This is a genomic window from Microbacterium sp., assembly GCF_031988965.1.
Lineage (GTDB): Bacteria > Actinomycetota > Actinomycetes > Actinomycetales > Microbacteriaceae > Microbacterium.
In genome coordinates, this window is sequence record NZ_DALZXX010000002.1 from 61,287 (window position 1) to 86,617 (window position 25,331).

Genomic DNA, 25,331 nt, shown 5'->3' on the forward strand with positions numbered 1-25,331 from the left:
GCTGTGCAGGACTGTTCAGTTCTTGACGACGATGCTGACGATCTTCGGCGCGCGCACCACGACCTTGACGATCTCACGGTCGCCGATCGATCGGATCACGCGCTCGTCGGCACGGGCGAGCGCTTCGAGCTCGGCCTCGCCGATGCGAGCGGACACCTCGAGCTGCGCACGCACCTTGCCACCGACCTGTACGACCGCGGTGACGGTGTCTTCGACCAGGAGCACCGGGTCTGCGGACCGCCACGTGACCAGTCCGACCGACGGCTCGTGACCGAGCGCCTCCCACATCTCCTCCGCAGTGTGCGGAGCGATGAGATCGAGCATCACGGCGACCGTCTCGGCGGCTTCACGGACAGCCGGGTCTCCAGCTCCGCCGGCGCCGTCGATGGTCTTGCGCGTGATGTTCACGAGCTCCATGAGGCGGGCGACGAGCACGTTGAACTTCGTCTGCTCCACGAGGCCGGGCGCCTCGGACAGCAGCTTGTGCGTCGCGCGACGCAGTGCCGCGTCGCCTCCCGCGAACACGACGTCGACAGGGCTGGAGACCTCGTGCGCGATGCGCAGCGACCGGGAGAGGAACTTCTGAGCTCCGGTCGTCGAGACGTCGGCCCAGTCCTTGTCGTCTTCGACGGGGCCGGCGAACGCGAGGCCCACTCGCAGCGCGTCGGCGCCGTGGGCGTCGAGCTCCTCCTGGAAGAGAACGAGGTTGCCCTTGCTCTTCGACATCTTCTGCCCGTCGAGCAGGACCATGCCCTGGTTGATCAGGTTCGAGAACGGCTCGGTGAAGTCGATCAGCCCCATGTCGAACAGCACCTTGGTGATGAAACGCGCATAGAGCAGGTGCAGGATCGCGTGCTCGACGCCGCCGATGTACGAGTCGACCGGCGCCCAGCGAGCCGCCTGAGCGGGATCGAACGCCACGGTGTCGCTGTTCGGCGACAGGAACCGCAGGAAGTACCACGAGCTGTCGACGAACGTGTCCATCGTGTCGGGATCGCGCAGCACCGGTTCCCCGGACACGGGATCGACGGTGCGCACCCAGCTCTCCGCGCCGCCCAGCGGCGAGGTGCCCTTCGGCTTCAGGTCGAGGCCCTCGACGCTCGGCAGCTTCACCGGCAGCTTGTCTTCGGGCACCGGGATGATGCTGCCGTCTTCGGCGTGCAGCATCGGGATCGGGGTGCCCCAGAAGCGCTGACGCGAGATCAGCCAGTCACGCAGACGGTAGTTCTTCGCTGCGCGGCCGGTGCCGGACGCCTCGAGCTGCTCGATGGCGCGCGCGATCGCGTTGCGCTTCGAGAGCCCGTTGAGGGCGCCCGAGTTGATCATGCGACCCTCACCGGTGAGCGCGATGCCGGTCGATGCCGGGTTCTGCTCGTCGATGGCGGCGCCGGTGTCGATCGGCACGCCCTCGTCATCGACCTCAATCACGGGCATGGCGCCGGTGATCGGAGCGGTCGTGTCGACCACGACCTTGACGGGCAGGTCGAAGGCGCGAGCGAAGTCGAGGTCGCGCTGGTCGTGCGCGGGCACGGCCATGACCGCGCCGTGGCCGTAGTCGGCCAGCACGTAGTCGGCAGCCCAGATCGGCAGCTTCTCGCCGTTGACCGGGTTGATGGCGTAGCGCTCGAGGAAGACGCCCGTCTTCGGACGATCCGTCGACTGACGATCGATGTCGGTGGTCTTCTGCACGTCGCCCAGGTACTTCTCGAAGCGCTCGCGCACCTCGACCGGAGCCTCGGCAGCCAGCTCGGCGGCGAGATCTCCATCAGGAGCGACGACGAAGAACGTCGCGCCGTGCAGAGTGTCGGGGCGGGTCGAGAAGACCGTGACCGGCTCCTCGCGTCCCTCGATGCGGAAGTCGACGTCGGCACCGACCGAGCGGCCGATCCAGTTGCGCTGCATCTGCAGCACCTTGTGCGGCCAGCGCCCCTCGAGCTGGTTGAGGTCGTCGAGCAGACGGTCCGCGTAATCGGTGATGCGGAAGTACCACTGAGTCAGCTTCTTCTTGACGACCTCGTAGCCGCACCGCTCACAACGGCCGTCGACGACCTGCTCGTTCGCCAGCACGGTCTGGTCGTTGGGGCACCAGTTGACCGGACTCTTCTTGCGGTACGCCAGACCGCGCTCGGACATCTTGAGGAACAGCCACTGGTTCCAGCGGTAGTACTCGGGGTCGGAGGTGTGCAGCACCCGGCTCCAGTCGAACGAGACGCCGTAGGCCTCGAAGCCGACCTTCTGCTGTGCGATGTTCTGGTAGGTCCACTCGCGCGGGTCCGCCCCCTGGCGGATCGCCGCATTCTCGGCCGGCAGACCGAACGAGTCCCACCCGATCGGGTTCAGAACGTTGTGACCGCGGTGGCGCCAGAAACGGGCGACGATGTCGGAGTAGAGGTAGTTCTCGGCGTGCCCCATGTGCAGGTCACCGGACGGGTACGGGAACATCGCGAGGACGTACCGACGCGGCCGGGTGTCCTCATCGCCGCCGGTGAGGAACGTGCCGTTCTCCGCCCAGTACTTCTGCCACTTGGCCTGGATGGCGTGCGCCGAGGAGGACTCCTCGTCGACGGGAGAGGTGGACAGGTTCTCAGACAACGAACGCACGACCAATCTGGAAGGAAAAGGGGATCAGTTCAGGATATCGGAAGCCCAGGCGCCGGGCATTTCCGCCCCGAGAGCGGTCAGCGGCGCTCGCGCCTTGGTCGCCACCTCCGCCAGCTCGGAGGCCGCGACCGACCGCCACGTGATCCCCCCGCCCGCACCGACCCGCGCACGGGAGCGATCGAGCACGATGCTGCGGATCACCATGGCCAGGTCGAGCGTCCCGTCGTCGCCGATGTAACCGAAGCATCCGGAGTACACCCCGCGCGGCCCGCCCTCGAGCGTGTGCAGCTCGGTCATGGCCGACAGCTTGGGCGCACCGGTCATGCTCCCCGCGGGGAACGCCGCCGCGAGCAGGTCGCCGACAGTCGTGCCCTCGGCCGCTGTGCCGCTGACCGTGCTGACCAGCTGATGCACCGCCGGGTAGGTCTCGACGGCCCAGAGCGCGTCGACACGGATCGACCCCGGCACGCACACCCGCGAGAGATCGTTGCGCATGAGATCGACGATCATGACGTTCTCGGCGCGCTCCTTCGGATCCGCCGCGAGCTCCGCGGCGAGTGCGACGTCCTCGGCGGCATTCCGCCCGCGCGGACGCGTGCCCTTGATGGGGCGGGTGAGGATCACACCGTTCTCGGCCTGCAGGAACTGCTCGGGACTCGCACTGAGCAGTGACTCCCCCGCCATCCGGAGGAAGCCGCCATGGTGAGCCGGGGTGGCTGAGCGCAGACGCCGGTACACAGCCACGCCGTCGTGAACGCCAGGAACGGTGAAGCGCGTGGTGAGGCAGAGCTGGTAGGCGGTCCCCGCTCGGATCAGCTCACGGCAGCGTTCGATGAGATGCGCGTACTCCTCCGGCGTATGGCGGGCGACGGCTGCAGCGCTCGAGGGAGCGGAGGGCATGTCAGGTGCTGTGCCCACGGATGCGACGTAACGTGCCCAGTCGTGCTGGCTCCCTTCATCGGTCAGCGCCCACACGCGTCCCGTCGCATGGTCGAACGCGGCCATCCGGGTGATGCGCAGCCCCGTGGTGACGGGCTCGCCAGTGGTGCGCGCGACCGGTGCCCCCGCGGATTGCGCCCCGCTCTCGTAGTCGAACCAGCCGACCCAGCCACCGCGCAGAGGGGGCCCCGTCGGGTCCGCCGACGGCGCAGCGATGTCGAGCCGGATGTCATCGGGCGCGGCGGCGATGTCACCCGTGCCGATGTAGCTCCACCCCTCGGACGCCCCGGCTCCGGCATCGAGCCAGAACAGGTCCTCGGCGTCGGCCTCCAGGGCGACGAAGAGGGCGTCGGGATCGACCGCGTGGGGCAGGACGCGAGCGGTCAGACGGTCGGGCACGTTCTCAGCCTAGGCCTCTCCTGCTCCCGTATTCTCAAGGAGTGGATGACCTGCTGCTGTGGCTGTTCGACCTGATCCAGTCGATCGACCCGGTCGCGCGCACGCTCATCGCCGGCGTCGCGGTCATGCTCGAGACGAGCATCCTGATCGGACTCGTCGTCCCCGGCGACACGATCGTCATCATCGCCTCCATGGGAGTCTCCGGACTTGTGGAGGCGATCGCCATGGTCATCGCGGTCGTGATCGGCGCGCTGATCGGCGAGAGCATCGGATTCTGGCTCGGACGCTGGGTCGGACCGCACATCCGCCATTCCTGGATCGGTCGCCGGGTCGGTGAGGCGAACTGGGTCCGGGCGGAGAACTATCTCGCCCGCCGGGGCGGTATCGCGATCTTCCTCTCACGCTTCCTACCCGTGCTGCACTCCCTGGTGCCGCTCACCGTGGGCATGAGCCACTACTCCTACCGCCGCTTCATCGCGTGGACCACCCCCGCGTGCCTGCTCTGGGCCACCGCATACGTGAGCATCACGTCGCTCGCCGCAGGCAGCTTCCGCGAGCTCGTCGACCGGGTCCATTTCGCCGGATACGTGTTCGTCGGAATCATCGCGCTGTTCCTCGTGCTCGCCTTCGTGGGCAAGAAGGTGCTCGCCCGCCTCGAAGCGCGCCACCTCGAGACCGGAGACACCGACACGCAGAGCAGCGCGGACGTGAAAGACTGAAGCAATGGCTTCCGCACCCCCGGCGCCCCGGATCCACTGGTTCGCGCGTCTCGAACACCGCTTCCACGTGTGGCGAGAGGGACGAGCGCGCCGCAACGGTCGCACGGCGACCATCCTCCCCTTCCCTGGATACGGCGGTCCCGGATGGGTTCGCGTCGTCGGACGTGTCCTGATCGTTCCTCCCCAGCGCCGGACGAAGAACGGTGAGCCGGCCAGCGTGCGCGGCTGGCGGAGCTTCGTCGGGATCCCGGTGAGCTTCGCGAAGGTCACTGTGCGGATCGGCGACTCCGTGCACCACGTCATCGCCGACCGCGGCGGAGTGATCGACTCCGTGGTCGAGTCGACGCTCGAGCCCGGATGGCAGACCTTCACGTTCTCCGTCGAGGGTCAGGAGCCCGTGGAGACGACAGCGTTCATCGTCTCTGAGTCCACCCGATTCGGCATCGTGTCCGACGTCGACGACACCGTGATGGTCACCGCTCTCCCCCGCCCCTTCATCGCGGCGTGGAACTCCTTCGTCGTCGACGAGCACGCCCGCCTCCCCGTGCCCGGCATGGCCGTTCTGCTCGATCAGGTTCTGCGCGAGCATCCCGGCGCCCCGATGATCTATCTGTCGACGGGTGCATGGAACGTGGCACCGACGCTGACACGCTTCCTCGGACGTCACCTCTTCCCCGCCGGCTCGATGCTGTTGACCGACTGGGGCCCGACCCACGACCGCTGGTTCCGCAGCGGCCGCGAGCACAAGCTGACGAACCTGCGGCGTCTGGCCACCGAGTTCCCCGACATGAAGTGGCTGCTCATCGGCGACGACGGTCAGCACGACGAGGCGATCTACTCCCAGTTCATGGACGAGCACCCCGACTCCGTGGCCGGCGTCGCCATCCGGCGTCTGCTTCCCGCCGAGGCCGTGCTCGCCGGTGGTCGTGCGGGACGCGAGCCGCACTCTGAGGACGTCGCCCCGTGGGTCAGCGCCGAAGACGGTGCGGGCCTGCGCGATCTGCTCGGCGAAGCCGGCATCCTGCGCTGAGATGATCCTCTCCCGGACCGAGTGGCAGCGCCGCGAGGCCGCTCACCACGAACGGGCGGACGCGCTCACCGCCGCGCATCGCGAACGAGCGGCACGCGGCGAGAAGCATCCGGTCTGGGACTTCCTCTTCACCTACTACTCCTACAAGCCGTCGCAGCTGCGTCGGTGGCACCCCGGTGCGGGAGTCGAGCTCGAAGACGCCCCAGACCGAGCGAGCTGGCGCTGGTACTCCCGAGGCACGACGCCCGACGGGGTGGTTCCGGATGCCGCCGCGTTCGCGCACGAGAAGCCGGAGCTCGCCGGGCTGGTCGAGCGGATGCTGCGGCGCACCGCCTCTCGTCCCGGACAGTTCGGATGCTTCGGACTCCACGAGTGGGCCATGGTCTATCGCGCGGATGAGCACCGCCACCCCGTGTCGCTGCGGCTCGGTCAGTCCGCCACAGACGCCGTCGTCGAGAGCCACGACCTGCGATGCACGCACTTCGACGCCTTCCGCTTCTTCACTCCCGAGGCGGTTCCCCTCAACCGTGCGGCCTTGACCCGCGACGAGCAGCCGCTGTTCGAACAGCCCGGCTGCCTGCACGCCGGAATGGATCTGTACAAATGGGCTCTGAAGCTGGGGCCGCTCGTGCCGGGCGAGCTGCTGCTCGATGCCTTCGAGCACGCACGCGACATCCGTCTGCTCGACATGCAGGCCGCCCCCTACGACCTCGCTGACTGGGGCGTCGTTCCCGTGCGCATCGAGACCGCCGAGGGCAAGGCCGAGTACGTGCGCCGCCAGCGTGCGTTCGCCGACCGCGGTGCAGCGTTGCGAGCCGCCCTACTGGAGTCCTGGCTCGGTGCCGATCGACCGATCGCTCTCCGCGTCGCCGTCTGACGCCTGCCCGGTACTGCCCCGGTTCACCCCCAGCCGTCAGTCGACCGGAGCGCAGTCGCCGCAGAGTGCCCAGTCCGCGCTCGATGCGCTGGATTCCAACCGCAGCGCCATGACGCGTGTCGCGGCATCGGCGAGCCGTTCGGCGGGCAGAGCACCGGACTCCACGGCCGTGGTCACTCCGCTGACGATCTGCCCGGCCGTCTGATCGGTCGAACCGGCGATCATGAGCACCAGGTCGGTGCCCGCCGCAAGGGCGGAGACCGCGTTCTGCACCGGATCCGCGTAGTCGGCGACTCCGGAGGACTGGAGCATGCCGAGGTCGTCGCTCACGATCACTCCGTCGAAACCGAGCTCATCTCGCGCGATCTCATGCCAGCGCGGCGACAGCGATGCCGGCGCAGGATCTATCGCGGTGTAGGCGAGGTGGCCGAACATGAGCACCGAGGCGCCCGCGTCGATGCCGGCGGCGAAGGGAATCGCATCGGATGCTCGCCACTGCTCGAGAGTCTCCGTCGTGCTGGGGATGGCGTGGTGCGAGTCGCCGGGGGCCGCGCCGTGGCCGGGAAAGTGCTTGAGGGTCGAGGCGAGGAACTGCTCCTGCGCGTCAGTGGCAGCGGCGACGCGGTCGGCGGACGATCGCGGATCCGTCCCCAGGGCTCGCCCGTGGATGAACGACGACGGGTCGGCCGTGACGTCCGCCACCGTCCCGAAGTTGACGGTGATGTCGGCCTGCGCGACGAGCGATGCGCGGGCGGAGAACGCCGCCGATGTCTGTTCGACGGGCAGTGTCTTCAGCGTCGTCGATGACGCATATCCGTCGCCGGAGAGTCGGGAGACGATCCCTCCCTCCTGATCGATCGCGATGAGCGGCGGCAGGTCGGGATCGGGCGCCAGCGCGGCCGTGATCGTCTTCAACTCCGCGCCGGGCGCCGGGATGTTCCCGCCCATCAGGATGAAGCCGCCCAGCCCCTGCGCCATGTAGGCGCGCAGCGCGACCGGGTCGGTCGTCGAGATGTGTCCCATCACGACGCTCGCGGCCTGCTCTGCGGTCGTCATGTCCGCCACCATCTCGGCTGCCCGATCGCTCGGGCCGGATGTCGGGGCATTCGCGCTCTCGATGCTCCCGGCCGTCGTCGCGCGGCTCAGGCCGGAACCTGCCGCCGCGGCCGCGGGAACGACCGCCACCGAGAACGCGATGAGCGCCACCGCTCCCGCAGTCCACGCGCGGCGACGCGACATGGAGCTCAGGCGCTGAGCGCGTCGGCGATCGGCGTCGAGTCGTCGCCGCCGTTGCCGAAACGGATCGTGCGGCCGAAGGTCGAGGGGTTTCCGAGAGACTCGGCGATCACCGCGGCGACGTCGGCGCGAGACACCTCGGCCTTGCCCTCGGCGTCGAGCAGGATGCGGCCGGTCGGCTCGTCGAAGGTGAGTGTGCCCGGTCCGAGGATCGTGCCGTCGAGGTCGGTGCCGCGCAGGTGCTCGTCAGCCGCCCACTTGGCGTCGGCATAGGGGAAGAAGTCGGCGTCCTCGGGCACGCCGTGGTCGGCTTTCGAACCGATCCAGGAGACCATGACGTACCGCGTGACGCCCGCGTTCGCCGCGGCATCCATCGTGCGGATGGCGGCGTCTCGGTCGACCGCGTACGTGCGCTCCGCCGAGCCGCCACCGGCTCCGGCCGACCAGACCACGGCGTCATGCCCGCGGATGATGTCGGCGAGCTCGTCCGTGCCGAGCTTCTCGATGTCGGCGACCAGCGCGTGCGCGCCGCCCTGCTCGACCTCTGCGACATGATCAGGATTGCGGATGACCGCCGTGACCTCGTCGCCCCGGGCGACGAGAATCGGAGCGAGCAGCAGTGCGATGCGGCCGTGGCCGCCGAAGACGATGATGCGCGACATGTCATCCACCCTACGCGCCGTCACCGACACCGGGTCCGGGGGTTGCGGTCCCACTCCGATCGTGCCATGGCGACGTCTCTCGAGGTCGTCGCCATCAGTGCAGCATCGCGATGCTCAGACGGACCGGCTGCGCGCGGATGCCTCGCGAAGTGCCCTCTGCACGCCCGTCGCCGCCGAACGTCCGGCCCGGTTCGCGCCTATCGTGCTCGCGGAGGGGCCATAGCCGACGAGCTGGATGCGATGGTCCCTCACGGCCGTGGTTCCCCGCCCGTCCCGATCGAGCTGAATCCCGCCCGCCTCACTACGGAGGTGCAGGGAGGCCAGATGGGCGATCGCAGGCCGGAACCCCGTCGCCCAGAGGATCACGTCCACCCGTTCGAAGGTGCCATCCGCCCAGCGCACCCCGTCCGGTTCGATGCGGGCGAACATCGGTCGGCGAGCCGCGTAGGCACCCAGCCGCTCGGCCTCGCGCTCCTGATCCCGCAGCATGAGGCCGGTGACACTGACCACGCTCTCGGGTGGCAGTCCTCGGGCGACCCGCTGCTCGACGAGTGCGACGGCCGCAGCGCCGGCCTCCGGTGTGAAGTCGTCGGTGCGCCAGACCGGCTCTCGGCGAGTCGCCCAGAGAGTGTCGGTGATCGGCGCGAGCGCGCCGAGGAACTGCACTGCCGAGGCGCCGCCGCCGACGACGAGCACGCGCTTGCCGCGGAAGTGCTGGGGTCCGGGGTAGTCGACGGTGTGCAGCTGCTCACCCAGGAACGTCTCCATGCCGGGATAGTGCGGCAGGAACGGATGCGTCCACGTGCCGGTCGCGTTGATCACGGTGCGCGCGTGCCACTGCCGCTCCCCCGCACGCACGACGAGGATGCCCTCCTCGTCGTCGACGCGGTCGACCCTGACCGGGCGGATGACCGGCAGCCGGTGCTCGCGCTCGTACGCGGCGAAGTACTCGGGAACGGCCTCGTTCGCCCGCCGGTCGTCGCGGGGCGGCGGGGTGTCTCCCGGCAGCTCCGCGACACCATGGACATCGCGCATCGTGAGAGCATCCCAGCGATGCCGCCATGCCCCACCCGGCTCGCTGTCTCCGTCGAGCACGACGTGCGAGATGCCGAGACGCGTCAGGTGGAACGAGGCCGAGAGTCCGGCCTGCCCTGCACCGATGACGATGCTGTCGAGGAGATTCACACTGGACTGAACGTGAGCGACGGCACCGTTGTTCCGCACGCCTCAGCCCGCTCAGGTCGCGTCAGAGGGCGATCTGATAGTGCGTGTATCCGGTGTGCGTCGCGACGCGGTCGTACAGCGCTCGGGCGGTCTCGTTTCCCTCTTGCGTCAGCCAGTACACCTTCGCGCATCCGCGCGCGGCCGCCCATTCGCGTACGTGTGCGATCAGCATCCGTCCTGCGCCCGCACCGCGCGACTCGGGATCGACGAAGAGGTCCTCCAGGTAGCAGTACTCGCCGCGACTCCAGGTCGCCGGATGCGTGAGCCAGTGCACGACTCCTACCGCTCGACCGTCATCATCACGGGCGATGGCGCCGTGCAGCTCCTCATCCACGACGATCCGGGCGAAGGTCTCCGCAGTGACCTCACCCTCGATCTCGGCCCCGTAGAACGTGAGGTAACCGGCCCAGAGGCCGGACCATTCATCGAAGTCGTTCTCAGTGATGGGGCTGATCGTGGTCATGTCCTCCACACTATTCATCCGCTCATGACGACGCGCCCGGGAGACCAGCCCCGATTGGTGCTGCGCGCGATCCGTGTAGTACTCTGATCAGGTTGCTTCGGGAGTTCACGAAGCGATTCTGGGCCTGTGGCGCAGCTGGTAGCGCACCTGCATGGCATGCAGGGGGTCAGGGGTTCGAGTCCCCTCAGGTCCACAATGAAACCCGCGAGAGATCGCGGGTTTTCTTGTTTTCTTCTCGGCTTCCCCGAGCAGGAGCCGCCCGCGGACGCGACGACGGCGCAGCCACGGCGCCCAGCAGCGCTAGCGGCGCGCCTGACCGTCGTCAACCCGGCCACATGGATCCCGCACGCTCCGTAGGGTGGGAGGAGAGCACCGACGAACGTCCGTGCGGGCGACGTCACGGGAGGCGCACGGATGCCGGAGCTGTCGGTCGATGCGGAGCACCTCCGAACCTCGGTGGTCATCCCGGTCAAGGACGATGCCCCGCTGCTCGCCCGCTGCCTCGACGCGCTCGCCGCGCAGACCGTTCCGCCCGATGAGGTGATCGTCGTCGACAACGGCTCGACCGACGACTCGGCTGCCATGGCGCTCGCCGCCGGCGCCCGTGTCATCCCGTGCCCCGTCCCGGGCATTCCTGCCGCAGCGTCGGCCGGATACGACGCCGCGCGGGGAGCCCTCGTGCTGCGCCTCGACGCCGATTGCGTGCCGGCACCGACCTGGGTCGCAGAGGTGCGCGAAGCCTTCTCGAGCGCAGAGCAGGTCGCGGCGTTCACGGGACGCGCGCACTTCACCGACGGCCCGCGCGCTCTCCGCGCTCCGCTCTCGCTGCTCTATCTCGGCGCGTACGCAGCGATGACCGGCGTGGCGCTCGGTCATCTGCCGCTCTTCGGGTCGAACCTCGCCTTCCGCCGTTCAGCCTGGGAACAGGTCAAGGGCGACGTGCACCGGGAAGACGCCGAGGTCCACGACGACCTCGACCTCGCGTTCCACCTCGGCGACGCGTTCACGATCGCCCGACTGCCCGGTTCGTCGATGGGCATGTCGATGCGACCGCTGACTCAGGGCGCGTTCGGCCGCCGCGTGCGTCGAGGGTTCCGGAGCGTGATGATGCACTGGCCAGAGGACTTCCCGCCCCGCCGCTGGCGTCGTCTCGTCGCACGCCGTCGTCTCGCCGCACGACATCGACGTGCGACGCCCGTTCGCGCATCGGCAGGGATCGCAGCGTGACGGCATCCGACCCCGCGAGCCCCGTGAGGAGCGGCGAGACGCCCGTGGGAGCGATCGATCCCGACGATCTGCACGTGATGACCTTCAATCTCCGTCGTCCGACGGACAGCGCCCTGCAGCGGCGAGCGGATCGGTGGAGCACCAGGGCTCCGGCGGTCTCGGCACTGCTGCGCACCAGTCGTCCCGCCGTGCTCGCCCTCCAGGAGGCGTTGCCGCACGCCCTGCCGACCGTCCGCGATGCCCTGGGCGCCGCCTACCGCAGCCTCGGTCGCGGTCGCGGACCCGAAGGACGCGGCGAGGGCACACCACTGCTGTTCGACAGCGCCAGGCTGAGCGTGCGGACGTGGAGGCAGGAAGCCCTGTCCGACGAGCCGGACCGTGCGGGGTCCCGAGACCGGGGCACCCCATTCCCGAGGATCCTCGTGTGGGCCGAGTTCGAGGACCGACGCACGGGGTCGGTGTTCCTCGCGGTCAACGCGCACCTCGATCCGCTCTCCGCCCGGTCCCGCGACCGGTCGGTCTCCCGCACCCACGCTCTGCTCCGGGACCGGATGCTGCCGACTATCGTGCTCGGGGACTTCAACGCCGGACCCCGTTCGAAGACTCTGCAACGGATGCTCGACGGTGGGCCGTTGGTCGATGCTTGGACGGCCGCGCACACGCGACGCACTCCGGAGTGGGGCACCCACGCCAACTACCGGCGGCCACGGACCGGCGCGAGACGTATCGACGGGATCCTCACCACGCCTGACATCGACGTCCGATCAGTGGCCATCGACTCGCGGCGCTTCGACGGAGTCTCCCCGTCCGATCACCTGGCCGTGCACGGCATCCTGCGCATCGGGGGAACCGCGTGAAAGACGACTTCCTGCGACCGCCGGCGACGCTCGGCGACTGGCTCGCCGATGTGCTGCGCCTGATCGGCGTGCTCGGGCTGATCGCCGCCGCGATCTGGCTGAAACCCACGGATGCCGGGATCGCCGCGCTCGCGCTGCCCGCGCTCATGCTCCCCCGGATTCTGGGCCTCGCAGCCTGGTTCGACGTCACCGCCTGTGCGACAGTGCTCGTCGCAGCGTGGAGCAACGTCTTCGACCTCTACCGCACCGTCACCGGCTGGAACCTCGTGCTGCACTTCCTCTGCACCGGAGTGCTGGCGGTCATCGCCGCCGTCATTCTCACCCGCACGGGCGTCGTCTCCCTCGCGGCGGCAGTCGACGGGAGCGGGCCCTCGCTGCGGCGACGCACACCGGTCGTCCTCGTACCGCTGGTCGCGCTCGCGATCAGCGCGGTCTGGGAGATGATCGAGTGGCTCGGCTGGAGGTATCTCAGCGAAGACATCTTCGTCACTTACCAGGACACGATCGGTGACATGGTGCTGGGCGGGCTCGGTGGCATCGCGGCCGGTATCCTCCTCGCGCTCGTCCCGGTGGGGCGGCGATAGAGAGCTGCATCGCCGCCGGTTCGCCCGACCGCTCCCGCCGACTCACTGGCGGCATACACGAACGGTGCGGCTTCCGCGACCCGCGCGCCAGGGGCTTGCTATCGGAGTCGGGCCTGGATAGAAAGACGGGGCGATCGTTCGTCATTCCGGCGTCGGCGCGTACAGCAGGAGGCGCACGTGATGGGACTGTTCCGACGACCGGAGCCGACGACAGCAGACTCGACGACCCCGGGCGCTAGCAGCCTCTGGGCCCGAGGGTGGGGACTCGCTGCCACACGCAGCCTGCAGACCCTCGCCGTCCTCGCCCTCGTGGCGGTGGGCGTGCTGGTCATCACGCAGCTCTCACTCGTGTTCATCCCGGTGACGATCGCGCTGATCCTCGCATCCGCCATCCATCCGCTCGTGGCGTTCATGCGCCGGCGCGGAGTGCCGTCGATCCTCGCGACCTGGATCGCGCTGATCGGCATCCTCGCCATCCTGGGCGGGGTCGTCTGGGTGATCGTGCTGACCGTGCGCTCGCAGTGGGACGACCTGGTCGAGTCTGCGACTGACGGCATCGCTCAGGTGACCGCCTGGCTCGACACACTCCCCTTCGACATCGCGGCGATCGACCTCGACGACCTGTGGGCCAGCGCCGGGGATTTCCTCACCAGCGCGTCGTTCGGGCGTGGTGCGCTCGCCGGCGTCTCGGCGACGGCGAGCTTCTTCACCGGACTCGCTCTGATGATCGTCGTGCTCTTCTTCTTCCTCAAGGACGGTCCTCGCATCTGGGAGTTCCTCCTGCGCCCGTTCACAGGGGCCAGCTACGAGCGGGCCCGCCGCATCGGCGACAAGACGGTCGACGTCTTCGGCGGGTACATCCGCGGAACGTCGATCGTGGCCGCTGCGGACGCGGTCGGTATCGGCGTGGGTCTGGCGATCCTCCAGATCCCGCTCGCTCTCCCCCTCGCGGTCATCGTCTTCCTGACGGCGTTCATCCCGCTCGTCGGCGCGACGGCGGCCGGCATCCTCGCCGCTCTCGTCACACTCGTGACTCACGGACCCCTCGCCGCTCTGATCGTCGTCGGAATCGTCGTGCTCGTCAACCAGCTCGAGGGCAACTTCCTGCAGCCGGTCGTCATGGCGCGGTCCCTCAAGCTGCACGCGCTCGTGATCCTGCTCGCCCTGACCACGGGCACCATCCTCGGCGGGATCGTCGGCGCTGTGCTGTCGGTGCCGATCGCCGCGGTGGCGTGGGGCATCATCACCGTCTGGGACGGTCCGCACACGGCTGCGCGACCCTTCCGCAAGAAGCGAGAAGAGACCGTCTGAGTCGAGCGGGCGCCCTTGCCGGGGCGACCGCTCGATACTCCTCTCGCTCTCTCCGGTCAAGCATCTGCCGCCCGAGACCGAGGCTCTCTATCGTGGGCGACACCGAAACGAGAGGAGACGACGATGTCCACACCCATTCCCCCGCTGGTGCCGCTGCCCGATGACGGTGATCCGCACGACAGCGTTCCCCGTCAGGAGGTCGACGGAGAACGAGTTCTCGACGCCGACGCCAACCCCGATGCGATCGACAGCGCCGCTGCCGATCGCATCGCCGCCGAGAACGGCGACGCCGACCAGGACGACGAGTGAACGACGACGCGTGAACGACGACGCGGCAGGCTCCGAGGGAGCCTGCCGCGATTCGTCATGTCGCCAATAACGGCGGCAGATGCGGGATGACGATCGGCCGCGTCGCGCGGCTCGGATCCTGCACCCGCGCGACCTCGGACAACACCTCGTAGGCGTTCGCGTAGCGGACTGCGAGAGGCAGATCGCGTAGCCACACGACCTCGACCTCGGTCTCGGCATACTCATAGACGCAGGCGACGACGTGGCGAGGATCATCCGCCGCGTAGCGCAGATCGTTGATGACCCACTCCGATGGCGTGATGCGTTTGAGCACGTATCTGGGCTCTGGATCTCCGGACATTAATGACCTCCACGACTCTCTCCCCCACACGAATACTGGGCGAGAAGAGGGGATGCCGATAGGGCCTTGACAGCTCGCGGCACTCAGGCAGTGCCGCAGTCGTCAGCCCCGGGGCCGGATCGTGAGGTCGGTGAGTGCCGCGTCATCCGGCAGATCGAGCGCGGTCAGGATCGTCGTCGCCACGGAATCCGCCGTGATGAACCGGGACGCGTCGTAGTCGCGTCCCTCCTGCTGGTGGACGCGCTCCTGCATCGGGGTCGCCGTGCGACCCGGATAGATCGATGTGACCCGCACGCCGTGCTCCGCCTCTTCGGCGCGCAGGGAATCGGCCAGCGCCTTCAGACCGTGCTTCGACGCCGCGTAGGCCGACCAGTCGGCATGCGCGTGCAGGCCTGCCCCCGAGTTCACGAAGACGACCCGTCCCTTCTGCATCCGCAGGAGCGGAAGCAGGAGCCGCGTGAGCTCGGCAGGACCGACGAGGTTCACGGCGAGCTGCCGCTCCCAGAGCGTCGCGGGCAGATCAGCCACGGGCCCGAGGTCTACGACACCCGCCGCGTGCACGATCGAGTCGATGCGATCGGGCAGAGCCTGCTTCGACAGCGCCCAGGAGAGACGCCCCGGCTGTGCCAGGTCGCCCACGATCGTGGAGGCACCGGGAAAGGACCCTGCGATCTCCCGCGCCCGACCGGCGTCACGCGCGAGCAGGACGATCTGATCACCGCGATCGAGCAGGCGTCGAGCCACAGCCGCCCCGATGCCGGAGCCGGCGCCGGTGATCAGATGAACCGGCACGTCAGGCGTGATCCGCAGGGGCGGGGTCAGCGGTCTCGAACGGAACGACGGGGCAGTCCTTCCAGAGGCGCTCGAGACCGTAATAGACCCGCTCCTCCTGGTGGAAGACGTGGACGATGAGGTCGCCGAAGTCCAGCAGCACCCATCGAGCCTCCGCGCGGCCCTCGCGGCGCACGCGCTTGTGGCCCGACTCGATGAGCTTGTCTTCGATCTCATCGGCGATCGCGGCGACGTTGCGCTCGCTGTTCCCGGTGACGAGCAGGAAGATGTCGACGAGCGGAAGAGGCTCCGACACGTTCAGGGCGACGAGGTCTTCACCGCCCTTCGAGACGGCTGCGTCGGCTGCGAGCTGCAGCATCTCTACGGCGGTTTCAGGTGACTGCATCAGATTCAGAACACATTTCCGGTGAAGGCCACGATCAGGGCGACGCCCAGCGCGAGCGCGAGACCACCCGCCACGATCGCGAGGATGAGCATGAGTTTGTTGCCCTTTTCGGGGGCCGGAGGGCGGATGACCTCTCCGGCGGGCTTGATGGTGCTGACCGCGGCGCTCGCTGCGATCGGCGTCGGCGAGGATGCGGGGGGAAGCTCGCCGTCGATGAGGACGGCGTCCACCTCCTTGCCGTCGGTCGTTCCATGAGCGTGTCCTTGCGAGCCGAGACCCTTGGGAAGCTCGTACGAGCCCGTGACGAGGATCTCACCCGTCGACGCGACGGGTCCGGAGAGCGAACCGTCGCCGGGCGCGGGGTTGAAGATCAGGGTGTTTCCGCCGCGATGCTGCGACCCGGTGGAATCGCCCACCGTGAGGAGCTCGTCGAACGACGGGGTGAACGGCTTCGCAGGCTCAGCCTGGTCTTCCAGAACGCCCTGCCCGAAGGTCGAGCTGACCACGGGACGCGCCTCTTCGGCGTCGTCCTCGGTGGCAGGCTCGGCGTCAGAGACGGCTGCATCGGACTCGTCCGAACCGTCGTTCGGCTCAGGGACCACGGAGACGTCCGAGATCTGGTCGGCACGCGCTGCAGCGCTCACGGGCGCGGCGACGATCTCTTCGTCGATGTCGTCATCGGCGTCGTCCACGTCATCCGCGGGCACCGAATGCGTGTCCTGCTCAGCCGCCGGTTCGTCGGCGTGAGCATCGGTCGATGCGACGTCTGCAGGAGACTCGTCGGAATGCGCACCGTCCACATCGTTCGACGAGTTCGGCTCCGCATCCGCATCCGCATCGGTGTCGGACTCTGAGTCCGAGCCGGATCGCGAACGCTCGAGTTCGCGCACCTGGCGACGGGTCAGCCGAGTGGCAGCTCCGGCACCGGCATCGGACGGGGCGGGCACAGGCGTCGGATCGGCCGGCTCGGCGGCGCGCGGCTCAGGTGGGGCCGGGGGCACCGATGCAGCCGCCGCGGCGGCCTCCTCGGGCGTGATCACCGGCGTGGAACCGGTCAGCCGGATCTCACGCAGCTGCTTTCGCGTCAGCGGACCCTGCTCATGCCGATCCGATGTACTCATGCCTTGCTCCGATACAGATGATGCTTCGCGATGTATTGAACGACTCCGTCGGGAACCAGGTACCAGACCGGCTCGTCCTCGCGAACCCGCGCGCGGCACGCCGTCGACGAGATCGACAGGGCCGGCACCTCCAACTGGCTGACGTTGTCGCTCGGGAGGCCGTCTGTGCTCAGGATGTGACCTGGACGTGAGACCGCGACGAAGTGGGCCAGTTCCCACAACTCATCATGGTCCCTCCAACTGAGAATTTGCGCTACGGCGTCCGCTCCGGTGATGAAGAACAGCTCCGCATCGGGCCGAGCCTTCTTGAGGTCACGGAGCGTGTCGATCGTGTACGTCGGTCCCTCACGATCGACATCGACGCGGCTGACCGTGAACTGCGGGTTGGATGCGGTGGCGATGACCGTCATCAGGTAACGGTGCTCGCTCGGCGTGACTTCGGCCTTCTGCCACGGTCGTCCCGTCGGCACGAACACGACCTCGTCGAGATCGAAGGAGTGCGCGACCTCGCTGGCGGCGACCAGGTGCCCGTGGTGGATGGGGTCGAAGGTGCCGCCCATCACTCCGATGCGCGCCGGACGCGAGGTCGTGTCGTTCATAGGGGCCTAGTGGCCGTGCCCTGCCTCGTGACCGTCCTTGCCGTGCTGCGCTGCCCATGCCTCGGCCTTCGCGGAGTGGCGGTTGGCGACGTTCTTGTACGACAGCGTGACCAGACCGAGGAACGCGAACAGGATGATGGCGATCACCCCGAAGATCAGCGTCTCTGCCTGGACGTTGCCGTGGTGTTCGGTCTCGGCGGCGACCATCGCGATCTGTGCGACGAGGTTCATCCTGACTCCGTTTCGTGGCTGGTGGGCGGGCGCGCATGACGCCTCAGCGCCACCTAGTCTAGCCCTCAGCCGCGGGTCTGCCCCGCTCCACGCGCCAGCCACTTCGTGCTGGTCAGCTCGGAAAGCCCCATCGGCCCCCGAGCGTGCAGCTTCTGGGTGGAGATGCCGACCTCGGCGCCGAATCCGAACTCGCCGCCGTCGGTGAAGCGGGTCGACGTGTTCGCCATCACCACGGCCGAGTCCACCTCTGCGAGGAATCGCTCCACGTTCCGCGCATCCGTCGTGATGATCGACTCCGTGTGCCCCGTGCTGTAGCGGCGGATGTGATCCAGCGCATCGTCGAGCGAATCGACGACCTTCATCGCGATGTCGAGGCTGAGGTACTCGGTGGCCCAGTCGTCCTCGGTCGCGGGGATCACGTTCGAGACGAGACCTGCGACGATGTCGTCGCCGTGGATCGCGACGCCTTCGCTCTGCAGCGCGCTCGCGACGAGCGGGATCAGACGCGGTGCGGCCTGGCGCAGCACCAGCACGGTCTCCACCGCGTTGCAGACGCTGGGGCGCTGAACCTTGGCGTTCACGACGATGTCTCGCGCCCACTCGTCGGGTGCACTCTCGTCGAGGACGATGTGGACGTTGCCCGCCCCGGTCTCGATCACGGGGACGGTCGATTCGGTGACGACCGTCTCGATGAGTCCGGCACTGCCGCGAGGCACCAGCACGTCGATGAATCCGCGTCCGTGCATGAGCGCCTTCGCGCCGTCGCGGCCGAAGTCGTCCACGGTCTGAACGGCCTCCGCCGTGACGCCCGCGCCCTCGAGTGCGTTCCGCATCACCTCGACCAGTACGGTGTTCGACTCCTTCGCCGCGCTGCCCCCGCGAAGGACGACGGCGTTGCCGGATCGCAGAGCGAGAGCGGCGATGTCGACCGTGACATTGGGGCGAGCCTCGTAGATCGCGCCGACCACGCCGAACGGCACACGGACCTGCTCGAGCGCCACACCGTTGGGCATGCGGTGGCCACCCACGACCCGCCCCACGGGATCGGCCAGTGTCGCGACCTGACGGACCGCCGAGGCGAGAGCGGCGACACGCGTCTCGTCGAGACGCAGACGATCGATCAGCGACTCGCCGATGCCTTCGGCCCGCCCCCGATCGATGTCGATTCCGTTGGCCTCGATGATCGACGTGGCGTTCTGCTCCAGAGCCACGGCGATGGCCTCGAGCGCGCGTTCCTTGTCGTCGCTCGTGAGCGCGGCGATGGCGCGGGACGCCTCTTTCGCGCGCTCCAAGCGCACCTGCGGAGTCTGGTCGGTCATCCGCCCAGTCTAGGAGAGGGCCGGCTCGAACCAGGTCCCTATTTCAGCCCCGTCGAGGGCCTTGCCCACGAGATCGGCGCTCGTCACGAGCACGCCGATTCCGGATGCTGCGGCGAGGCGCGCGGCGGAGACCTTGGTGGCCGCTCCCCCGGTGCCGACGCTGTTCACGACCGTGGAGCCGAACTCCAGGCCCGAGAGGTCGGCATCCGGAGCCACGACATCGATCGGCTCGGCCGTGGGGTCCGACGGCGGCTTCGTGTAGAGCGACTCGATGTCGCTCAGGAGCACCAGCGCGTCGGCCTGTGTGAGCTGTGCGACCAGAGCGCCGAGTCTGTCGTTGTCACCGAACCGGATCTCCTGCGTCGCGACCGTGTCGTTCTCGTTCACGATCGGCAGCACGCGCAGACCCAGCAGACGCTCCATGGCGCGACGGGCGTTGCTGCGGGAGGTGGGATTCTCGAGATCCCCCGTCGTCAGCAGCACCTGGCCCGCGACGATGTCGAACGGCCGCAGTGCCTCCTGATAGCGATAGACCAGGATGTTCTGGCCCACGGCTGCGGCGGCCTGCTGCGTCGCGAGATCCGTCGGTCGGGCATCGAGCCGGAGGAAGGGGATGCCGCTGGCGATCGCACCCGACGAGACGAGGATCACCTCTGCGCCACGCGCATGCGCGGCCGCGAGAGCCTCCACGAGCACGGGGATGCGCCACGACGCCTCGCCGCTGATCGACGACGAGCCGACCTTCACGACGATGCGCGACGCGGTCGCGAGGTCCGCGCGCGTGCGAGCCGTCACGCCTCGCCCTCGTCGCGGGTGGCGAGACGACGCGTCTCGGCCTCGGCACGCGCCTCGGCTTTGGCATCCATCCGCTCGTAGTACTGCTCGCGACGCTCGGACGTCGTACGACGCGAGTTCGGCGCGAGCCGCGGGTCGGTGCCTCGCGGAGCAGTCATCAGCTCGGCCGCGGAGGTCATGGTCGGCTCCCAGTCGAAGACGATGCTGTCGCCCTCGCCGATGACGACGGTGGATCCCTGTACCGCACCGAGGCGGAACAGCTCATCCTCGACACCGAGCTTCTCAAGACGGTCCGCGAGGTAGCCGACGGCCTCTTCGTTCTGGAAATCGGTCTGCTGCACCCAGCGGACGGGCTTCTCACCGAGGATCCGATACAGGTCGCCGTAGGAGCCGCCCTCGACACGGATCGTGAATTCCTTCTTCGATCCGCGAGGACGGATGACGACGCGCTCGCGCACGGGCTCTGCAGCCGCCAGCTCGGCACGGTACTTGTCGACGATCTCGCCGAGCGCGAACGTGAGCGGACGGAGCCCCTCGTGCGAGATGGTCGAGATGTCGAAGACCCGGAAGCCGCGCGCCTCGAGGTCGGGGCGCACGAGGTCGGCGAGATCGCGGGCCTCGGGCACATCGACCTTGTTAAGCGCGATGAGCTGCGGACGCTCGAGCAGAGGGGTCTGCCCCTCGGGAACCTCGTACGCTGCGAGCTCGGCGAGGATCACGTCGAGGTCGGAGATCGGGTCGCGCCCGGGCTCGAGGGTCGCACAGTCGAGCACGTGCAGCAGTGCGGAGCAGCGCTCGACGTGGCGCAGGAACTCGAGCCCGAGGCCACGGCCCTCGCTGGCGCCTTCGATCAGACCGGGGACGTCGGCGACCGTGAAGCGGAAGTCACCCTGCTGCACGACACCCAGGTTGGGGTGCAGCGTGGTGAACGGATAATCGGCGATCTTCGGCCGAGCCGCCGAGATCGCGCCGATGAGGCTCGACTTGCCGGCGGACGGATAGCCCACCAGAGCGACGTCGGCGACGGTCTTGAGCTCGAGGACGACGTCGCCCTCGTAGCCGGGGGTGCCGAGCAGCGCGAATCCGGGCGCCTTGCGCTTGGGCGTGGCGAGTGCGGCGTTGCCGAGCCCACCGTGGCCGCCCTTCGCGACGACGAATCGCTCGCCGGGCTCGATCATGTCGATCAGCACTTCACCGGCGGTGTTCTTCACCACGGTTCCGACGGGCACCGGGAGTTCGAGGTCCTCGCCCATGAAGCCGGCGCGGTGGTCGCCCATTCCAGGGCCCCCGTTGCCGGAGCTGCGGTGCGGCGAGTGGTGGTACGAGAGAAGCGTGCCCGTCTGCGTGTCAGCCACGAGGACGACGTCGCCACCGTCACCACCGTTGCCGCCGTCGGGTCCGCCGAGCGGCTTGAACTTCTCTCGGTGCACCGAGACACAGCCGTTGCCGCCCTTACCCGCGCGCAGGTGCAGCGTCACGGTGTCGACGAAGCTGACCATGTCTCTCTCCTCGATAGTGAACCGCGCGTGACGCTGCGGTTCGGCCTGATACAGCAATTCGGGACGGGCCGAAGCCCGCCCCGAATCGGATGTCTACTGTCGTGCTGTGATCACTCAGCAGCGGCGACGATGTTGACGACCTTGCGGCCGCCCTTCGCGCCGAACTGGACCGCGCCGGCGGCCAGAGCGAACAGCGTGTCGTCGCCTCCACGGCCGACGTTCACGCCGGGGTGGAAGTGCGTGCCGCGCTGGCGGACGATGATCTCGCCGGCGAGAACCTGCTGTCCACCGAAGCGCTTGACGCCAAGTCGCTGAGCGTTGGAGTCACGACCGTTACGGGTGGAGCTTGCGCCCTTTTTATGTGCCATGTCCTGGTCTCCTCGGTCTTTACTTGATGCCGGTGATCTTGACGCGCGTGAGCTCCTGGCGGTGGCCCTGACGCTTCTTGTAGCCGGTCTTGTTCTTGTACTTCTGGATGATGATCTTCGGGCCGCGCAGGTTGCCGATGACCTCTGCCGTGACCTTGACCTTCGCCAGCGAATCAGCGTCGGTGGTCACCGTGGCGCCGTCGACGAGCAGCACTGCGGCCAGCTCGATCTTCTCGCCCTGGGCAGCCTTGACACGGTCGAGCTGAACGATCGTGCCGACCTCGACCTTCTCCTGCCGCCCACCGGCGCGCACTACTGCGTAAACCACTTCATACCTGTTTCGTTGGGGAGCTCGCGGCTCCGAGATCTCACGGGAAGACTGTTGCTTGCATGCATCGCGGGGGCGACGGGCACGAACGCAAGACTCTCCGCTTCGACCGTCCAGGACGACGCGGCATACGCACCAAGGGACTACTTTACCGGATGCAGGACACTGTGGCAAAACGTACCGCCCGGTGTGTCCGGCCGTAGGCTGACGGGATGACCGTTCTCGTGGATGACGCCCGCTGGCCCGCGCACGGGCGACTCTGGGCTCATCTCGTGAGCGACGACAACCTGGACGAGCTGCACGCCTTCGCGAGGTCGCACGACGTGCCTGCGCGCGCCTTCGACCTCGACCATTACGACGTCCCCGAAGAGCTCATCCCCCGGCTCATCGCCGCCGGCGCGGAACACGTCGACGGCAAGGAGCTGGTCCGGCGGCTCATCGCATCAGGACTGCGAATCCCCGCCCGCGACCGGCGCTGACGGCTCGGAGTTGACGGACACCGGGGTACCCGTCAGAGCCGCCGTGGAGACGCGGCGACGGCCACGCCCCTGACCCGGCGCCTTCGGCTCCGGGAGTGCGTCGAGAACCGAGTCGAGAAGCGCTTCTGCGGGCGACTTCGGAGAGTTCCGATCGGAGCCGCGCTTCTTGCGAGGCTTCTTCGGGCGCTCCTGAACGATCGGCGCCTCGACAGACTGCTCCGGCGCGACGGCGTCGGACGCCGCATCGTCCGCGCTCGGCGCGCGCGTCGACGCAGCGATCTGGGCGAGCGCCGACTTGGCTCCTTCGGGGATGCTGTGGGTCGTCACGGATGCGGGAGCCTGATTCTGGCTCTGGTTGTTCCCGCCCCGCTGGCGACGGTTCGACGACGAGTTGCCGTTCCCGTTGCCGTTCCCGTTGTTGCTGGCACGGTGCTTCACGACGGGATCGTGGTGCACGATGACTCCACGCCCGGCGCACACCTCGCACGCCTCGCTGAACGTCTCGAGGAGTCCGAGGCCGAGCTTCTTACGGGTCATCTGCACGAGGCCGAGCGAGGTGACCTCGGCGACCTGGTGCTTCGTGCGGTCGCGGCTGAGGCACTCGATGAGGCGACGCAGCACGAGATCGCGGTTCGACTCGAGCACCATGTCGATGAAGTCGACGACGATGATGCCGCCGATGTCGCGCAGACGCAGCTGGCGGACGATCTCCTCGGCAGCCTCGAGGTTGTTCTTGGTGACGGTCTCCTCGAGGTTTCCGCCGGAGCCGACGAACTTGCCGGTGTTGACGTCGACGACCGTCATGGCCTCGGTGCGGTCGATCACGAGCGAACCGCCCGAAGGCAGCCAGACCTTGCGGTCGAGCGCCTTCTCGATCTGCTCGGTGATGCGGAACGCGTCGAAGGGGTCGGCCTCGTCCTCGTAGGACTCGACGCGCTCGAGAAGGTCGGGGGCGACGCTCTCGAGGTACGCGCGGATGGTGCGCTGCGATTCCTCACCCTGGATGAGCATCTTCGTGAAGTCCTCGTTGAAGACGTCGCGGACGATCTTCACCAGAAGGTCGGGCTCTGCATGCAGGAGCGCGGGCGCCTGCTGGTTCTCGACCTGGGTGCGGATGTGCTCCCACTGGGTCGTGAGACGCTGCACGTCACGCGTGAGCTGGTCTTCCGTGGCGCCCTCCGCGGCGGTGCGGACGATCACGCCGGACGACTCCGGGAGCACCTCCTTGAGGATCCGCTTGAGGCGCGCGCGCTCGTTGTCGGGCAGCTTGCGGCTGATGCCGTTCATCGATCCGCCCGGCACGTACACGAGGTAGCGGCCCGGGAGCGAGATCTGGCTGGTCAGACGAGCGCCCTTGTGGCCCACCGGGTCCTTCGTCACCTGCACGAGAACGCGGTCGCCCGCCTTGAGCGCGAGCTCGATGCGACGCGGCTGGTTGCCGGTCTCGACACCGTCCCAGTCGACCTCGCCCGAGTACAGCACGGCGTTGCGTCCGCGACCGATGTCGACGAACGCGGCTTCCATGCTCGGCAGCACGTTCTGCACGCGACCGAGGTAGACGTTGCCGATCAGCGATGCATCCTGGTTGCGTGCGACGTAGTGCTCCACGAGCACACCGTCTTCCAGAACGCCGATCTGCGTGCGTCCGTTCTTCGAGCGCACGACCATCTTGCGGTCGACGGATTCGCGGCGGGCGAGGAACTCGGCCTCGGTCACGACCGGACGGCGACGCCCTGCATCGCGACCGTCACGCCGACGCTGCTTCTTGGCCTCGAGTCTCGTCGATCCCTTGATCGCCTTCGGCTCGGTGATGTACTCGACGACGCGCTGACGCGGCTGGCGGGGTTCATCGCGCTGTTCGCGCTGCTCGCCCTCGTCGGATCCTCCGCGACGGCGGCGGCCGCGACGGCCGGATGCCGGCTCGTCCTGCTGCTCGCGCTCGGCGATGCGATCGAACACGCGTTCGCGCCCGGGACGTGCCGGAAGCGGAACGATCTCGGGTGCGTAGAAGTGCAGCTGGGTCGAGACCTGGGACACGAACACCTCAGGCAGCAGGCCGAGCGACACCGCGGTCAGCGGCTCCGGAGCGGAAGGCACCTCGGGCTTCACTTCCTCGACAGCAGGAGCTTCCTCGACAGCGGGAGCCTCCTCGACAGCGGGAGCCTCCTCGACAGCGGGAGCCTCCTCAGCAGCAGGAGCCTCCTCAGCAGCAGGAGCCTCCTCAGCAGCAGGAGCCTCCTCGACAGCAGGAGCCTCCTCAGCAGCAGGAGCCTCCTCGACAGCAGGAGCCTCCTCAGCAGCAGGAGCCTCCTCAGCAGCAGGAGCCTCTTCAGCGGGCGAATCCTCGACGGTGCCGGGCTCCTGCGGAGCGTCGGTCGTCACCTCTGCGGGCGCGTCAGCATCCGCAGGGAAGTCGAGGGTAGGGGCGTCGTAGTCATTGTTCTCATCGGCCATCTCTGGCTTACTCCTCGCGCGGTGCACCTGGTGCCCCGCGAATTCTCATGCGGCATCCGTGGATGCTGCGAACTCACTCGGTGTGCGACCGGCTCATGGCTCTGGTCGCGAGGGGCATACGGCCCCGAAGTCTGCGTCGATGCCGGCCTCGACAGGGTCGAGCGGTGCATCACAGGCCATTAT

At 68.3% G+C, this 25,331-nt stretch carries 27 protein-coding genes and 1 tRNA gene; 10 read left to right on the plus strand and 18 right to left on the minus strand.

Going from position 1 to position 25,331, the window contains the following annotated elements; all coding sequences use genetic code 11:
• Positions 1–15: 15 nt before the first annotated feature.
• Together leuS and RTM68_RS01925 are read right to left on the minus strand one after the other, a co-directional pair.
• Positions 16–2,592 carry a leucine--tRNA ligase gene (leuS, locus tag RTM68_RS01920; RefSeq protein ID WP_396654171.1) on the minus strand — a complete coding sequence of 859 codons (2,577 nt, stop codon included), beginning with the start codon at positions 2,590–2,592 and terminating at the stop codon, positions 16–18.
• A 33-nt stretch (positions 2,593–2,625) separates the two neighbouring features.
• Positions 2,626–3,939 carry an anthranilate synthase component I family protein gene (locus RTM68_RS01925; protein ID WP_312167791.1) on the minus strand — a complete coding sequence of 438 codons (1,314 nt, stop codon included), beginning with the start codon at positions 3,937–3,939 and terminating at the stop codon, positions 2,626–2,628.
• Positions 3,940–3,980: 41 nt separating this feature from the next.
• Here RTM68_RS01925 and RTM68_RS01930 point away from each other — a divergent pair, with 41 nt between their 5' ends.
• Genes RTM68_RS01930 through RTM68_RS01940 form a run of 3 tightly spaced genes read left to right on the plus strand, consistent with a single transcriptional unit; the run spans position 3,981 to position 6,565 of the window.
• Entirely contained in the window at positions 3,981–4,658 is a 678-nt protein-coding gene (locus RTM68_RS01930) for a DedA family protein (protein WP_194763333.1), read from the plus strand.
• A gap of 4 nt (positions 4,659–4,662) precedes the next feature.
• Complete coding sequence (locus tag RTM68_RS01935; protein WP_194763334.1) at positions 4,663–5,688, plus strand: App1 family protein; 1,026 nt, start codon at positions 4,663–4,665, stop codon at positions 5,686–5,688.
• Between the two features lies 1 nt (position 5,689).
• Positions 5,690–6,565: a 3-methyladenine DNA glycosylase gene (locus RTM68_RS01940; protein WP_312167794.1), complete on the plus strand. Its 876-nt coding sequence runs from the start codon at positions 5,690–5,692 to the stop codon at positions 6,563–6,565.
• A gap of 36 nt (positions 6,566–6,601) precedes the next feature.
• Here the strand turns inward: RTM68_RS01940 and RTM68_RS01945 are convergent, their stop codons facing one another.
• From RTM68_RS01945 to RTM68_RS01960, 4 genes are all read right to left on the minus strand, one after another.
• The gene (locus tag RTM68_RS01945) at positions 6,602–7,804 is read right to left on the minus strand and encodes a glycoside hydrolase family 3 N-terminal domain-containing protein (protein WP_312167796.1); all 1,203 of its coding nucleotides are present in this window, start codon (positions 7,802–7,804) and stop codon (positions 6,602–6,604) included.
• A gap of 5 nt (positions 7,805–7,809) precedes the next feature.
• On the minus strand, positions 7,810–8,463 hold the full coding sequence (locus tag RTM68_RS01950; protein ID WP_312167797.1) for an SDR family oxidoreductase: 654 nt from the start codon (positions 8,461–8,463) through the stop codon (positions 7,810–7,812).
• Between the two features lie 114 nt (positions 8,464–8,577).
• The gene (locus RTM68_RS01955) at positions 8,578–9,648 is read right to left on the minus strand and encodes an NAD(P)-binding domain-containing protein (RefSeq protein ID WP_312167798.1); all 1,071 of its coding nucleotides are present in this window, start codon (positions 9,646–9,648) and stop codon (positions 8,578–8,580) included.
• A gap of 61 nt (positions 9,649–9,709) precedes the next feature.
• Complete coding sequence (locus RTM68_RS01960) at positions 9,710–10,150, minus strand: GNAT family N-acetyltransferase (protein WP_312167800.1); 441 nt, start codon at positions 10,148–10,150, stop codon at positions 9,710–9,712.
• A 120-nt stretch (positions 10,151–10,270) separates the two neighbouring features.
• On the opposite strand from RTM68_RS01960, the gene RTM68_RS01965 reads away from it, so the two are divergent.
• The 6 genes from RTM68_RS01965 (at position 10,271) to RTM68_RS01990 (ending at position 14,438) form a co-directional block, all read left to right on the plus strand.
• Positions 10,271–10,343: transfer RNA gene (locus tag RTM68_RS01965), tRNA-Ala, on the plus strand.
• Positions 10,344–10,564: 221 nt separating this feature from the next.
• Positions 10,565–11,377 carry a glycosyltransferase family A protein gene (locus RTM68_RS01970; protein WP_312167802.1) on the plus strand — a complete coding sequence of 271 codons (813 nt, stop codon included), beginning with the start codon at positions 10,565–10,567 and terminating at the stop codon, positions 11,375–11,377.
• On the plus strand, positions 11,374–12,234 hold the full coding sequence (locus RTM68_RS01975; RefSeq protein ID WP_312167804.1) for an endonuclease/exonuclease/phosphatase family protein: 861 nt from the start codon (positions 11,374–11,376) through the stop codon (positions 12,232–12,234). Before RTM68_RS01970 ends, RTM68_RS01975 begins: the two co-directional genes overlap by 4 nt.
• Positions 12,231–12,818, plus strand: a complete 588-nt coding sequence (locus RTM68_RS01980; RefSeq protein WP_312167806.1) for a hypothetical protein — start codon at positions 12,231–12,233, stop codon at positions 12,816–12,818. Before RTM68_RS01975 ends, RTM68_RS01980 begins: the two co-directional genes overlap by 4 nt.
• Before the next feature lie 180 nt (positions 12,819–12,998).
• Entirely contained in the window at positions 12,999–14,129 is a 1,131-nt protein-coding gene (locus RTM68_RS01985) for an AI-2E family transporter (protein ID WP_312167807.1), read from the plus strand.
• A 123-nt stretch (positions 14,130–14,252) separates the two neighbouring features.
• Positions 14,253–14,438: a hypothetical protein gene (locus RTM68_RS01990; protein ID WP_312167809.1), complete on the plus strand. Its 186-nt coding sequence runs from the start codon at positions 14,253–14,255 to the stop codon at positions 14,436–14,438.
• A 55-nt stretch (positions 14,439–14,493) separates the two neighbouring features.
• Here RTM68_RS01990 and RTM68_RS01995 read toward each other — a convergent pair whose 3' ends face one another.
• From RTM68_RS01995 to rplU, 11 genes are all read right to left on the minus strand, one after another.
• A complete protein-coding gene (locus RTM68_RS01995; RefSeq protein ID WP_312167811.1) occupies positions 14,494–14,751 on the minus strand; it encodes a hypothetical protein in 258 nt (85 codons plus the stop codon).
• A gap of 129 nt (positions 14,752–14,880) precedes the next feature.
• Positions 14,881–15,570 carry an SDR family oxidoreductase gene (locus RTM68_RS02000; RefSeq protein ID WP_312167813.1) on the minus strand — a complete coding sequence of 230 codons (690 nt, stop codon included), beginning with the start codon at positions 15,568–15,570 and terminating at the stop codon, positions 14,881–14,883.
• 1 nt (position 15,571) lies between these two features.
• A complete protein-coding gene (rsfS, locus tag RTM68_RS02005; protein WP_312167815.1) occupies positions 15,572–15,955 on the minus strand; it encodes a ribosome silencing factor in 384 nt (127 codons plus the stop codon).
• A gap of 5 nt (positions 15,956–15,960) precedes the next feature.
• Complete coding sequence (locus tag RTM68_RS02010) at positions 15,961–17,076, minus strand: hypothetical protein (protein ID WP_312167816.1); 1,116 nt, start codon at positions 17,074–17,076, stop codon at positions 15,961–15,963.
• Complete coding sequence (gene nadD, locus RTM68_RS02015; RefSeq protein WP_194763349.1) at positions 17,073–17,675, minus strand: nicotinate-nucleotide adenylyltransferase; 603 nt, start codon at positions 17,673–17,675, stop codon at positions 17,073–17,075. Before nadD ends, RTM68_RS02010 begins: the two co-directional genes overlap by 4 nt.
• Positions 17,676–17,681: 6 nt before the next feature.
• On the minus strand, positions 17,682–17,906 hold the full coding sequence (locus RTM68_RS02020; RefSeq protein ID WP_201470046.1) for a hypothetical protein: 225 nt from the start codon (positions 17,904–17,906) through the stop codon (positions 17,682–17,684).
• Between the two features lie 65 nt (positions 17,907–17,971).
• A complete protein-coding gene (locus tag RTM68_RS02025; protein WP_312167820.1) occupies positions 17,972–19,225 on the minus strand; it encodes a glutamate-5-semialdehyde dehydrogenase in 1,254 nt (417 codons plus the stop codon).
• 9 nt (positions 19,226–19,234) lie between these two features.
• Positions 19,235–20,020, minus strand: a complete 786-nt coding sequence (proB, locus tag RTM68_RS02030; RefSeq protein WP_194763352.1) for a glutamate 5-kinase — start codon at positions 20,018–20,020, stop codon at positions 19,235–19,237.
• Positions 20,017–21,519, minus strand: coding sequence for a GTPase ObgE (gene obgE, locus RTM68_RS02035; protein ID WP_312167822.1), 1,503 nt, complete (start codon positions 21,517–21,519; stop codon positions 20,017–20,019). The genes proB and obgE overlap by 4 nt, the downstream gene beginning before the upstream one ends.
• 110 nt (positions 21,520–21,629) lie before the next feature.
• Entirely contained in the window at positions 21,630–21,887 is a 258-nt protein-coding gene (gene rpmA, locus RTM68_RS02040; RefSeq protein ID WP_028501603.1) for a 50S ribosomal protein L27, read from the minus strand.
• 19 nt (positions 21,888–21,906) lie between these two features.
• Positions 21,907–22,215, minus strand: a complete 309-nt coding sequence (rplU, locus tag RTM68_RS02045; RefSeq protein WP_028501602.1) for a 50S ribosomal protein L21 — start codon at positions 22,213–22,215, stop codon at positions 21,907–21,909.
• Positions 22,216–22,427: 212 nt separating this feature from the next.
• Here rplU and RTM68_RS02050 point away from each other — a divergent pair, with 212 nt between their 5' ends.
• The gene (locus tag RTM68_RS02050) at positions 22,428–22,694 is read left to right on the plus strand and encodes a DUF4031 domain-containing protein (protein WP_194763354.1); all 267 of its coding nucleotides are present in this window, start codon (positions 22,428–22,430) and stop codon (positions 22,692–22,694) included.
• On the opposite strand, the gene RTM68_RS02055 is transcribed toward RTM68_RS02050, so the two are convergent.
• A complete protein-coding gene (locus RTM68_RS02055) occupies positions 22,659–25,148 on the minus strand; it encodes an Rne/Rng family ribonuclease (protein WP_312167824.1) in 2,490 nt (829 codons plus the stop codon). The genes RTM68_RS02050 and RTM68_RS02055 overlap by 36 nt on opposite strands.
• Between the last annotated feature and the right edge of the window lie 183 nt (positions 25,149–25,331).

Bases quoted from the DNA above. Each gene is read 5' to 3' on its own strand.
- RTM68_RS01935 (WP_194763334.1), top strand. From the start codon at position 4,663: ATGGCTTCCGCACCCCCGGCGCCCCGGATCCACTGGTTCGCGCGTCTC.
- RTM68_RS01940 (WP_312167794.1), top strand. From the start codon at position 5,690: ATGATCCTCTCCCGGACCGAGTGGCAGCGCCGCGAGGCCGCTCACCAC.
- RTM68_RS01945 (WP_312167796.1), bottom strand. From the start codon at position 7,804: ATGTCGCGTCGCCGCGCGTGGACTGCGGGAGCGGTGGCGCTCATCGCG.
- RTM68_RS01950 (WP_312167797.1), bottom strand. From the start codon at position 8,463: ATGTCGCGCATCATCGTCTTCGGCGGCCACGGCCGCATCGCACTGCTG.
- RTM68_RS01960 (WP_312167800.1), bottom strand. From the start codon at position 10,150: ATGACCACGATCAGCCCCATCACTGAGAACGACTTCGATGAATGGTCC.
- RTM68_RS01970 (WP_312167802.1), top strand. From the start codon at position 10,565: ATGCCGGAGCTGTCGGTCGATGCGGAGCACCTCCGAACCTCGGTGGTC.
- RTM68_RS01985 (WP_312167807.1), top strand. From the start codon at position 12,999: ATGGGACTGTTCCGACGACCGGAGCCGACGACAGCAGACTCGACGACC.
- RTM68_RS01990 (WP_312167809.1), top strand. From the start codon at position 14,253: ATGTCCACACCCATTCCCCCGCTGGTGCCGCTGCCCGATGACGGTGAT.
- rsfS (WP_312167815.1), bottom strand. From the start codon at position 15,955: ATGCAGTCACCTGAAACCGCCGTAGAGATGCTGCAGCTCGCAGCCGAC.
- RTM68_RS02010 (WP_312167816.1), bottom strand. From the start codon at position 17,076: ATGAGTACATCGGATCGGCATGAGCAGGGTCCGCTGACGCGAAAGCAG.
- nadD (WP_194763349.1), bottom strand. From the start codon at position 17,675: ATGAACGACACGACCTCGCGTCCGGCGCGCATCGGAGTGATGGGCGGC.
- RTM68_RS02020 (WP_201470046.1), bottom strand. From the start codon at position 17,906: ATGAACCTCGTCGCACAGATCGCGATGGTCGCCGCCGAGACCGAACAC.
- RTM68_RS02025 (WP_312167820.1), bottom strand. From the start codon at position 19,225: ATGACCGACCAGACTCCGCAGGTGCGCTTGGAGCGCGCGAAAGAGGCG.
- obgE (WP_312167822.1), bottom strand. From the start codon at position 21,519: ATGGTCAGCTTCGTCGACACCGTGACGCTGCACCTGCGCGCGGGTAAG.
- rpmA (WP_028501603.1), bottom strand. From the start codon at position 21,887: ATGGCACATAAAAAGGGCGCAAGCTCCACCCGTAACGGTCGTGACTCC.
- RTM68_RS02050 (WP_194763354.1), top strand. From the start codon at position 22,428: ATGACCGTTCTCGTGGATGACGCCCGCTGGCCCGCGCACGGGCGACTC.
- RTM68_RS02055 (WP_312167824.1), bottom strand. From the start codon at position 25,148: ATGGCCGATGAGAACAATGACTACGACGCCCCTACCCTCGACTTCCCT.